The organism is Burkholderia sp. Ax-1720 (assembly GCF_011753035.1).
GTDB classification, from domain to species: Bacteria; Pseudomonadota; Gammaproteobacteria; order Burkholderiales; family Burkholderiaceae; genus Burkholderia; species Burkholderia gladioli.
In genome coordinates this window covers 1-10,254 of the sequence record NZ_VWWK01000214.1, presented here as the reverse complement: position 1 = coordinate 10,254, position 10,254 = coordinate 1, and the positions used below count along the sequence as shown (strand labels likewise).

Here is a 10,254-nt window from a genome sequence, read left to right as displayed (position 1 = left end):
CTGCCGGCCAGGCCGCAGGTGCGGACCTTCACGGCCGCCGACCTGCAGGCCGGCGCGCCGCACGCGGCCGAGGAATGGAGTGCCTGGTGGCCGGCGCACGGCGCCTGGCTGCCGCTGACCGATCGCGGCGGGCACGCGGTGGGCGGCGTGGTGTTCGCCCGCGAGGAAGCCTGGAGCGCCACCGACTCGGCCCTGCTGACCGAACTCGGCCAGGTCTGGGCGCATGCCTTCGAATCCTTCGCGCCGCGCGCCTCGTGGCAGGAACGCGCGCGCGCCCTGCTGCGGCCCGGCCGCCAGCAGCGCCGCGTGCTGATCGGCCTGGCGGTGCTGTGCCTGATCCCCGTGCGGCTGACCGTGCTGGCCCCGGCCGAGGTCACGCCGAAGGACCCGTTCGTGGTGCGCGCGCCGCTCGACGGCGTGATCGACCGCCTCTACGTGCAGCCGAACCAGCCGGTGCAGCGCGGCACGCCCCTGCTCGGCCTGGACGCCACCACGCTGCAGTCGCGCTACGCGCTGGCCCGCAAGGACTACGACACCGCCCAGGAGGAATACCGGCAGACCGCCCAGCTCGCCGTCACCGACGACAAGACCCGGCTGGACATGGCCGAGCGCCAGGGCAAGCTCGACCAGAGCCGCGTCGAGCTCGACTACACGGCGCGCCAGCTCGCGCGCGTGAGCGTCAACGCGCAGCGCGCCGGCGTGGCGATCTTCAGCGATCCGAACGAGTGGACCGGCAAGGCGGTGGCCGTCGGCGAGAAGATCCTGGTGCTGGCCGACCCGGCCCACGTGGAGGTGACCGCCTGGCTGCCGGTGGCCGACAACATCGACGTCAAGCCCGGCATGTCGCTCACGCTCTATCCGAAGAGTTCACCGCTGTCGAGCTACGATGCGCGCATCGACTCGGTGGCCTGGCGCGCCGAGCCCACGCCCGAGGGCGTGCTGGCCTATCGCGTGCGCGCCACGCTCGATGCCGGCGAGGCCCGCGCGCCGCTCGGCGCGATGGGCACCGCGCGGATTCGCGGCGGCTGGGTGCCGTCGATCTACTACGTATTGCGCCGTCCGCTGACACTGGCACGCCAGTGGCTCGGCTGGTGATTGCCGGCGCCCGCGCTCCATGCCACGACTTCCGCAACTGCGCCAGGAACTGACGCTCTCGCCCGGCGCCGCGACGCCCGAGGGCGCGCCCACCTGGATGCTGCACGATCCCGCCGCGAACCGCTTCTTCCAGCTCGGCTGGCCCGCCTTCGAGCTGCTGTCGCGCTGGCCGCTCGACGATCCGCGCGCGATGGTCGAGGCCGTCAACCGCGATACCACGCTGACGGTGACGCTCGACGACCTGGACGCGCTGCTGCGCCTGCTGCGCCACCAGAACCTGCTGGTCTCGAACTCGGCCGCCGACACCGCGCGGCTGGAGCAGCACGAAGCCGCGCACCATACCTCGCGCGGCATGTGGCTGCTCAAGCACTACCTGATGGTGCGGATCCCGCTGTGGCACCCGATGCCCTTCCTGCGCGCCACCGCCCGCCATGTCGCCTTCGCGTTCCGCCCGGCGTTCTGGTACCTGGTGGCCGGCGTGGCGCTGCTCGGGCTGTTCCTGGTCTCGAGGCGCTGGGACGAATTCCTGCACACCTTCCACGGTTATGCCGACTGGCGCGGCCTGGTGGGGGTGGGCATCGCGCTGGGTTTCGCCAAGGTGCTGCACGAGTTCGGTCATGCCTACACGGCCCAGCGCCACGGCTGCCGCGTGCCGACCATGGGCGTGGCCCTGCTGGTGATGGTGCCGGTGCTCTATACCGATACCACCGAGGCCTGGAAGGTGCCGGCGCGACGCGACCGGCTGCGCATCGGCGCGGCCGGCATGCTCAGCGAGATCGCGCTGGCCGCCTTCGCCACCCTGGCCTGGACCGTGCTGCCCGACGGCCCGCTGCGCGCCGGCGCGTTCCTGCTGGCCACCACCACCTGGGTGGCCACGCTCGGCATCAACGCCAGCCCCTTCATGCGCTTCGACGGCTACTTCCTGCTGTCGGACTGGCTGGACATGCCGAACCTGCACGACCGCGCCTTCGCGCTGGGCCGCTGGTGGCTGCGCGAATGGCTGTTCGGCCTGGGCGACCCGCAGCCCGAGCCCTGCAGCACGCAGCGGCGGCGCTTCCTGATCGCGTTCTCGTTCGCCACCTGGCTCTATCGCGTGGTGGTGTTCATGTCGATCGCGCTGATCGTCTATCACGCCTTCTTCAAGCTGCTGGGCATGCTGCTGTTCTGCGTGGAGTTCGGCTGGTTCATCGCGCGACCGGTCTGGCGCGAGGCGCAGGTCTGCTGGCAGCGCCGCGACGAGTTGCACTGGCGCCGCGAGACCCGGCGCAGCGCGCTGCTCGGCGGCGCGCTGCTGGCCTTCCTGGTGCTGCCCTGGCATGCCGGCGTGAGCGCGCCGGCCGTGCTCGGCCCGCAGCGCGCGCAGGGGCTGTACACCGTCGCGGCCGGTTACCTGGCCGAGACGCCGCCGCCGGCGCGCGATGGCCAGCGCGTGCGCGCGGGCGACACGCTGGCGGTGCTGGTCTCGCCGGACCTGGAGGCGAAGCTGGCCGCCGCGGCCGCCGATGAGACGCAACTGCATTGGGAGGTCGACCAGCAGTCCTTCGACGATCGCCTGCAGAAGCAAGGCACGGCACTGGCGCGACGCTGGGATGCCTCGCGCCAGACCGTGGACGGGCTGCGCGCCGAGATCGCGCAACTGACGATTCGCGCGCCCTTCGACGGCACCGTGCAGGCCAACGACGACGCGCAGGCGCCCGGCACCTGGCTGCCGCGCGGCGAGCGGCTCTACGACCTGGTCGCGCCGGGCGGCGTGAAGGGCGATGCCTATGTCGGCGAGAACGATATCGCGCGGCTCAAGGCCGGGCAGTCGGCCAGCTTCGTGGCGAACCTGCCGGAGCTCGCGGCGCGGCGCTGCCGGATCGACGCGATCGACAAGGTCAATGTCGCCACGCTCGACGAGCCGACCGTGGCGAGCGTCTATGGCGGACCGATTCCGGCCGAGCAGGATATGAAGACGCGCCAGATCGTGCCGCTGCAGGCGACCTGGCAGGTTCGCTTCGCCGCTTGCGACGGCGATCCGGGGATCGGGCGGGAGGTGCCGGGGACGGTGCAGCTCGGCGCGGGGCGCGAGAGCCTGGCGGGGAACGGGGTTCGGTTCGTGGCGGCGGTGTTGCAGCGGGAGGTGGGGTTTTGAGGGGCTGGCGAGACGAGGCGTAGGCAACTCAGATGCGCATCAACGTCCGATCGTTCATCGCTTCCCGCTCGCGAAGCTTCTCCAATGAGGCAGGATCGGATCGCCGGCAAACGAGAGATCGACGCCCAGCCATCTGAAATCGCGGATGCCGACGACGATGCACATCACACAAATGACCAATACGGTCGCGATCATTGTCTTCGTCGCTCGCCCCATGATTCGGATTCCGTAAGCCGCCCCAGACAGCATAGGCGGTCTTGCCCGGCGTTCAAGACGGCAATACCGGGCAGGCCTTTTCGTCGATCATCAGGCCTGGCTCGCTTCCGATCCGGCGATCCCGGATGGCCGCGATCCATCGCATTCCCTTGTGAGGCATCCCGTGAATCTTGCTCCTTCCGACTCGCCCTCGTCCGTCGCCACCGGCGGATTCGACGTGAAGATCTCGCCCGCCGAACCGGTCGCCGTTGCGCCCGGCGCCTCCGCCATCGGCCGTCACGCGATCGAGAAAACCTACCATGGCGGCCTGGCGGGCCGCTCGCTCGGGGAAATGCTGAGCGCCGGACAGCCGCAACAGGGCAAGGCCGGCTACGTGGCGATCGAGTCCTTCGAAGGCACCCTGGATGGCCGATCCGGCGGATTCGCGCTGGCCCATCTCGGCGAGATGGATGCGGGCAGCGAGTTCCTGCGGATCGGCATCGTGCCCGGCTCCGGAACCGGCGAGCTGGCGGGGATCAAGGGGCAGTTGCAGATCCGGCGCGAAGCCGGGAGGCACGATTACACGCTGACGTATTGGATGGCCTGACGACCCGATCCTGAGGCCAAGCCCGGCGGCAACGCTTGACGCTCCCCAGGCGGCGGGGTGTGGACAATCACCACAACAGGCCCTTACCACCTACTTGCCGCCCGTGGCATCGAGAAACGTCCCCGTGACGAACGAGGCTTCCGCGCCGGCCAGCCACAGGATCGCCCTCGCCACCTCCTCGGGCTGCCCGCCCCGCCCCATCGGGATCGAGTCCTTGACGCGATCCACGCGCCCCGGCTCGCCGCCGCTGGCATGCATGTCGGTGTAGATATGCCCCGGGCGCACGCAGTTCACGCGAATGCCTTCCCGCGCCACTTCCTTGGCGAGCCCGGTGGTGAACGTCTCCAGCGCGCCCTTCGACGCGGCGTAATCGACATATTCGTTCGGACTGCCAAGCCGAGCCGAAGCCGACGACACGTTGACCACCGCGCCGCCGCGGCCGCCGTGCCGGGTCGACATCCGCTTCACCGCCTGCTGCGCGCACAGCATCGGCCCGATCGCGTTGACCGCGAAGATCCGCTGCATCCGCTCGAAGCCGAGATCCTCCAGCCGCGACTGCCGCGCGATGATCGCGGCATTGTTCACCAGCACGTCGAGGCGGCCGAATTCCTGGTCGATCGCCTCGAACAAGCCGGCAACCTGCCCGGGATCGGCGCTGTCGGCGCGGATCGCCAGGGCCCGGCGCCCGGCCGCCTCGACATCGGCGGCCACCGCCCGCGCGGCCGCCTCGTCGGAGACGAAGCTGATCGCCACGTCGTAGCCTTGCGCGGCGGCGAGCCGCGCGGTGGCCGCGCCCACGCCGCGACCGCCCCCCGTTATCAGGATCAACGGGATCTGCGAATCCGTATTCATGTGGTGAAACTCCGAAAGAGGATGAAATCGTGCCCGGCGGTATCAAGCCGCGCGCAGATGCGGCCGCAGCGCCAAGGCCAGCGGGAAGATGACCAGCGCGGTGGCGGCCGTGGCGATGGTCGCGCCGACCACGCCGATCCGGTCGCCCAGCAAGCCGTAGCCGACCGGCGCCAGCGCGCCCGCCGCGATGATGCCGGTATAGAAGATCGCGAAGGCCCGCTCGGTGCGCTCGACCGTGGTCAGCTCGGGCACCGTGCCATACAGCACCGACGAGGTGCCGTTGAGCATCGCCCCGAGCAGCGGCAGCAGGATCATGGCGGGCGCCAGCGGCAGGTAGATCACGGCCAGGATCAGCAGCGCCGTGCCGCCTTCGGTGGACAGCACCGTGCCGATCACGCCCATGCGCTCGCCGAGCCAGCCGCACACGAACTTGCCGGCGGCGCCGCCGATGAACACCAGCGCGAGCGCGGTGCCCATCATCGGCGTCGAGATGCCCTTGGCCTTCATCAGGAACGGCAGGAAGGTCAGCAGGCCCATGCGCACCGCCGTGTCGAGCATGCCGATCGTGAACAGCAGCGAGAAGCCCGAGCCGGAGCCCTCCGCGTGACGGCTCGACGCCTCGTCGGCGGGAGCCGCGTCACGCGGCACGTTCGGCAGCCACAGCGCGATCACCAGCGCCACCACCATGCCGAGCGCCGACATCGCCCACAAGGCATGGCGCCACGGCATGAAGGTGATCAGCAGCGAGATGGCCGCCGGCAGCGCGGATTTCCCCAGGTCGCCCGAGAAGTTGTAGATGCTGAGCGGCCCGCGCGCCTGGCGCCCATACACGCGCGAGACGGCGCCCGAGGCCAGCGGATGCTGGGTGCTCGAGCCGCTGCCGGAGATGGCCAGCGCCACGCACAGGCCCAGCAGGCTGCCCGACATGCCGGCGAAGGCATAACCGAGCGCGGCCAGCAAGGTGCCGAGCACCAGCGTGGCGCGCGTGCCGAGCATGGCGGCGATGCGCCCCGCCGGCAACTGCAGGGTCGCCATGGTGCCGGCATAGATGCCGCGCAGGATCGCCAGCGCGCCGTAGTTGAGGCCGAAATCCGCCTGCCAGACCGGCAGCAGGGCGTAGATCATGTCGGTGTAGCCGTCGTGCAGCGCATGCGCCGTGCAGGAGAGCCAAAGTACCCGCTTGCGCGAGACGGGGCCGGCTTGCTCGGGGCCGCCGGATACGTCGGCGCTCGGGGAGGAAAAGGAAAAAAGTCTCATGGATCGGCCGGATCGCGGCAAGGCAGGCCCTGGCGGCTGCTCGAGGTTCGGTTTCGGAATGCCCTAGTCTAGGTTCGCCCGGCAGGTGCCACAACTGACGTAAAATTGCGCCAGCCGGGAGAAAAAGTCACGTATGGACATGAACGAGCGCATCGAGAAGGACGCGGACAAGCTGCCCCCGCTGAATGCCTTGCGGCACTTCGAGGCGGTTGCGCGGCTGGGCAGTTTCGCGGCGGCGGCCACCGAGCTGCACGTCACGCACTGGGCGGTCGGCAAGCAGATCCGCCTGCTGGAGGACTGGTTCGGCGTGCCGCTGTTCGAGCGCCGCCCGCGCGGCGTGGTGCCGACCGACGAGGGCGCGGCGCTGCTCGGCGACGTCAACGGTGCCTTCGCACGGCTGAGCAGCTCGGTCACGCGGCTGCGCCATGAATCCATCACGCGCCGCATCACCGGCCTGGTGCGCGTCAACGCGCTGGCGAGCTTCGCGCTGTGCTGGCTGATCCCGCGCCTGGCCGATTTCCAGGCCCGCTACCCGGAGATCGAGGTCCGGCTCTCCACCACCTCGCGCCGCCTGCGCTACGTGGGCGACGCCTTCGACATCGGCGTGCGCTCGGGCCCGGAGCATGCCGCCGGCCTCACCTCATTGAGCCTGATGCCCGACCTGCGCCTGCCCGCCTGCAGCCCGGCGCTGCTGCAAAGCCAGCCGATCCGCGGCGTCGCCGACCTGCGCCAGCACACGCTGCTGCACTCCTCCAGCACGCGCACGGCCTGGTCGGACTGGATGAGGGAAGCCGGCGCGCCGGGGCTGCAGGGCATGCGCCACCAGCACTTCGATCACGTGTTCCTGCAACTGGGCGCGGCCACCGAAGGCCTCGGCGTGACCCTGGCCTCGCTGCCGCTGATCGAGCGCGAGATGGCGACCGGGCGCCTGGTCTGCCCGATCCCGGAACCCGTGTGGCGCGGCCCCGACTACACCCTGGTGGTGAATACCGATCGCATCGGGGACGCCGCCGTCAAGGCGTTCAGGAACTGGATCGTGGCGGCGGCCCAGCATTCGGGCGAGCCACCGCGTGTCGAATCCGCCGCCAAGGCGGCCCGCAAGACGGCGGGCAAGCGAAAGCCGGCGCGGCGCGCCTGAGCCACCAGGTTCAGAAGCGCTCGATCATGCCGATCTGCACGCCCTTCACCGTCGCGCCCGGATAAGCCGGCGGCAGGCCCGTGACGTTCACGCCGCGCAGCGTGAAGCTGGCCTTGCCGCGATTGCGCAGCCAGCCCGCGCTCGCGTACAGCAGCAGGCGCCGCGACAAGTCGTATTCCCCCATCGCGCTGAACTGGTCGGCATCGTTGCCGGCACCCGAGCGATCGCGCAGGTAGGCGTAACCGAGCATGGCGCGCAGCCTCGACGTCGCCGCGTAGCGCAGCGACACGGCCGCGCCGTCGTCGTGATAACGGGGCGTGCCGCCGCCGTCGCCGTTGAACACCGAGACGAAACCCGTCACGCGGCCCAGCGTGTAGGACACGCCGCCGAGGTTCGAGCGCAGCGCGCCCGAATCGTTGGTCTGCTGGTGCGCGAAGGCGATCCGGAACGGCCCGCGGCGATAGGCGAAGGTCGCGATGGTGCCGCCCAGGCCGTTCGCGCCGCCCGCCGACGGGTCGCGCATCGACACCATCAGCGTGCTCGAGAAACCATGGAAATCGGGCGACAGGTAGGTGATCGCATTGCTCTCGTAGGGTGTGATCTTCGAGAGGTTGTTGAGCCCGGATGCGATGGTGCCGGCCCCGAAGGCATCGATCTGCCCTTTGAACGGGATGTAGATCGGCGAATACTGCCGGCCCACGCGAATCTCGCCCCAGGGCGCGCCAAGCCCCACCCAGGCCTGCCGGTTGAACAGCGTGCCCGCGGTGGAAAGCGTGCCGTCGTTGGAGCCGAAGCCGCTTTCCAGGTCGAACAGGATGCGCATGCCGCCGCCGATCGGCTCGTCGCCACGCAGCCCGATCCGCGAGCCGCGATAGGCGCCCGAATCGAGCCGCGGCACCCAGCCCGAGCCGGGATTGGTCAGCTCGATGCTGGTGTCGATCACGCCATAGAGCGTGACCGAGCCCTGCGCGAAGGCGGGCGCGGCGGCTCCGCCGCACAAGGCGGCCAAGGCAAGCTGCCGGGCCGCCCGCAACGGCAGCGCGAGACGACGCGCGCCGAAGCTTGCGCGCGCAACGGATTCATCACGCATGAGCGAAGGAGGGAAAGAGACTTCGCCGACATGCGTATCCACGGGCGACGCCGGCGCATCGAGGCGATGCCCGTGGATACGCAGTCGGCCGAAAAACAGCCAGCCACGAAAAACGCCGGCGGGACATGGCCCCCATCCAGGAGCCCTTTCCCGCCGGCGCATCGGATCGGGCGCGGCGCGCTGTGCTGCATCGCGCGCCGCGCCCTCGCCTGCCGGATTACTTGCCGTCCGGCAGCGCGTAGGCGATCACGTAGTCGCCGAGCTTGGTGCCGAACGAGCCATGGCCGCCCGCGGCGATCACCACGTACTGGCGGCCGTTGACCTCGTAGGTCATCGGCGTGGCCTGGCCGCCGGCCGGCAGGCGCTGTTCCCACAGCAGCTTGCCGTTGTTGGTGTCGTAGCCGCGGATGTAGTTGTCCGCGGTGGCGCCGATGAAGAACACGCCGCCCGCCGTGGTGGCCGGGCCGCCCAGCATCGGCATGCCCATCCGGAACGGCAGCGGGATCGGCGAGCTGTCGCGGACCGTGCCGATGCGGCGCTTCCAGACGATCTCGTTGGTCTTCAGGTCGATCGCCGACACGTAGCCCCAGGCCGGCTGCTTGCACGGCAGGCCGAACGGCGAGAGGAACGGGTTGAGCGTCACGCCGAACGGCACGCCGTACTGCGGCTGGATGCCGGATTCGGTGCCGCTGCCCTTGGCGCCCGGTTCCGGTTCCATCGGGTTGCCCGGGCCGCGCGGGATCAGGCGCGACACGAAGGGCAGCGCGATCGGGTTGGCGATCGCGATCTGGCGGTCGGTGTCGACGGCGATGCCGCCCCACTCGAACATGCCCAGGTTGCCCGGGAACACCAGCGTGCCCTGCTCCGACGGCGGCGTGAAGGTGCCTTCGTAACGCAGGCGGTGGAACATCACGCGGCAGACCAGTTGGTCGAACATCGTCGCGCCCCACATGTCCGCGTCCGTCAGGTTCTTCTTCGGACGGAAGGTCAGGTCCGAGAACGGCTGCGTCGGCGAGAGATGGTCGCCCTTGGCGGCGCCTTGCGGCACCGGCAGTTCGGGCGCCGGCACCACGGTGGCGCCGGTACGGCGGTCGAGCACGAAGATGTTGCCGGTCTTGGCCGGCGCGTAGACCACCGGCACCTTGTTGCCGTTCTTGTCGGTGATGTCGGCCAGGGTCGGCTGCGAGGGCTGGTCCATGTCCCACAGATCGTGGTGGGCGGTCTGGTAGAACCAGGCCAGCTTGCCGGTCGAGGCATGCAGCGCCAGCAGGCCGCTCGCGTAGCGCTCCTGCTCCGGCGTGCGATGGCCGCCCCAGATGTCGGGGGTGGTCACGCCCATCGGCAGGTAGACGATGTCGAGCTTGGCGTCGTAGGCGGCCGGCGCCCACGAGTTCGGCGAGTTCCAGGTGTAGTGCTCGCCCGGGCCCGGAATGTGGTTCGGGTCCTTCGCGCCCGGATCGAACGCCCACAGCAGCTTGCCGGTGCGCACGTCGAAGCCGCGGATCACGCCGGAAGGCTCGCGCGTCGAGAAGTTGTCCTCGACCGAGCCGGCCACCACGATCACCTTGTCGGTGACGATCGGCGGCGAGGTCGGCTCGTACATGCCCGGCGTGGTGACCGGCTGCAGATGCTGGAGGTCCAGGTCGCCGTTGTTGCCGAAGTCGGCGCAGCGCTGGCCGGTCTGCGCGTCGAGCGCATACAGGTGGCCGTCGTTGACCGGCAGGTAGATGCGGCGCGCGCAGGCGGCACCGGTGGCGGCATCGGCCGTGATCGGCGCCGGCGCGGCCGGGGCGCTGGCGCCCGTGTCGGCGGGGCTGACGCTGGCGGCCCTGGTCGCGCTGCTGGTGTCCGAGCGCTTCGTGGCGCGTGCCGCGAAACGCGATTCG

Annotated in this window: 8 protein-coding genes; 4 read left to right on the top strand and 4 right to left on the bottom strand. The window is 70.3% G+C overall.

Annotated elements, in window-relative coordinates:
* The 3 genes from F3J18_RS32720 to F3J18_RS32710 all read left to right on the top strand — a co-directional run.
* A partial coding sequence (locus tag F3J18_RS32720) for an HlyD family efflux transporter periplasmic adaptor subunit (protein WP_166916241.1) occupies window positions 1-1,095 on the top strand: 1,095 nt, incomplete at its 5' end.
* Window positions 1,096-1,114: 19 nt separating this feature from the next.
* Window positions 1,115-3,229: an HlyD family efflux transporter periplasmic adaptor subunit gene (locus F3J18_RS32715; RefSeq protein WP_025100523.1), complete on the top strand. Its 2,115-nt coding sequence runs from the start codon at window positions 1,115-1,117 to the stop codon at window positions 3,227-3,229.
* A 367-nt stretch (window positions 3,230-3,596) separates the two neighbouring features.
* The gene (locus F3J18_RS32710) at window positions 3,597-4,031 is read left to right on the top strand and encodes a DUF3224 domain-containing protein (RefSeq protein WP_345892539.1); all 435 of its coding nucleotides are present in this window, start codon (window positions 3,597-3,599) and stop codon (window positions 4,029-4,031) included.
* Window positions 4,032-4,121: 90 nt separating this feature from the next.
* On the opposite strand, the gene F3J18_RS32705 is transcribed toward F3J18_RS32710, so the two are convergent.
* On the bottom strand, window positions 4,122-4,883 hold the full coding sequence (locus F3J18_RS32705; RefSeq protein ID WP_046574603.1) for an SDR family oxidoreductase: 762 nt from the start codon (window positions 4,881-4,883) through the stop codon (window positions 4,122-4,124).
* Between the two features lie 42 nt (window positions 4,884-4,925).
* Window positions 4,926-6,140: an MFS transporter gene (locus F3J18_RS32700; RefSeq protein ID WP_166916236.1), complete on the bottom strand. Its 1,215-nt coding sequence runs from the start codon at window positions 6,138-6,140 to the stop codon at window positions 4,926-4,928.
* 133 nt (window positions 6,141-6,273) lie between these two features.
* On the opposite strand from F3J18_RS32700, the gene F3J18_RS32695 reads away from it, so the two are divergent.
* Window positions 6,274-7,278: a LysR substrate-binding domain-containing protein gene (locus F3J18_RS32695; RefSeq protein WP_166916234.1), complete on the top strand. Its 1,005-nt coding sequence runs from the start codon at window positions 6,274-6,276 to the stop codon at window positions 7,276-7,278.
* A gap of 10 nt (window positions 7,279-7,288) precedes the next feature.
* Here F3J18_RS32695 and F3J18_RS32690 read toward each other — a convergent pair whose 3' ends face one another.
* Complete coding sequence (locus F3J18_RS32690; protein ID WP_166916232.1) at window positions 7,289-8,368, bottom strand: porin; 1,080 nt, start codon at window positions 8,366-8,368, stop codon at window positions 7,289-7,291.
* 217 nt (window positions 8,369-8,585) lie between these two features.
* Window positions 8,586-10,254 (bottom strand): PQQ-binding-like beta-propeller repeat protein (locus tag F3J18_RS32685; RefSeq protein ID WP_240156474.1); only part of this gene is annotated, 1,669 nt, incomplete at its 5' end.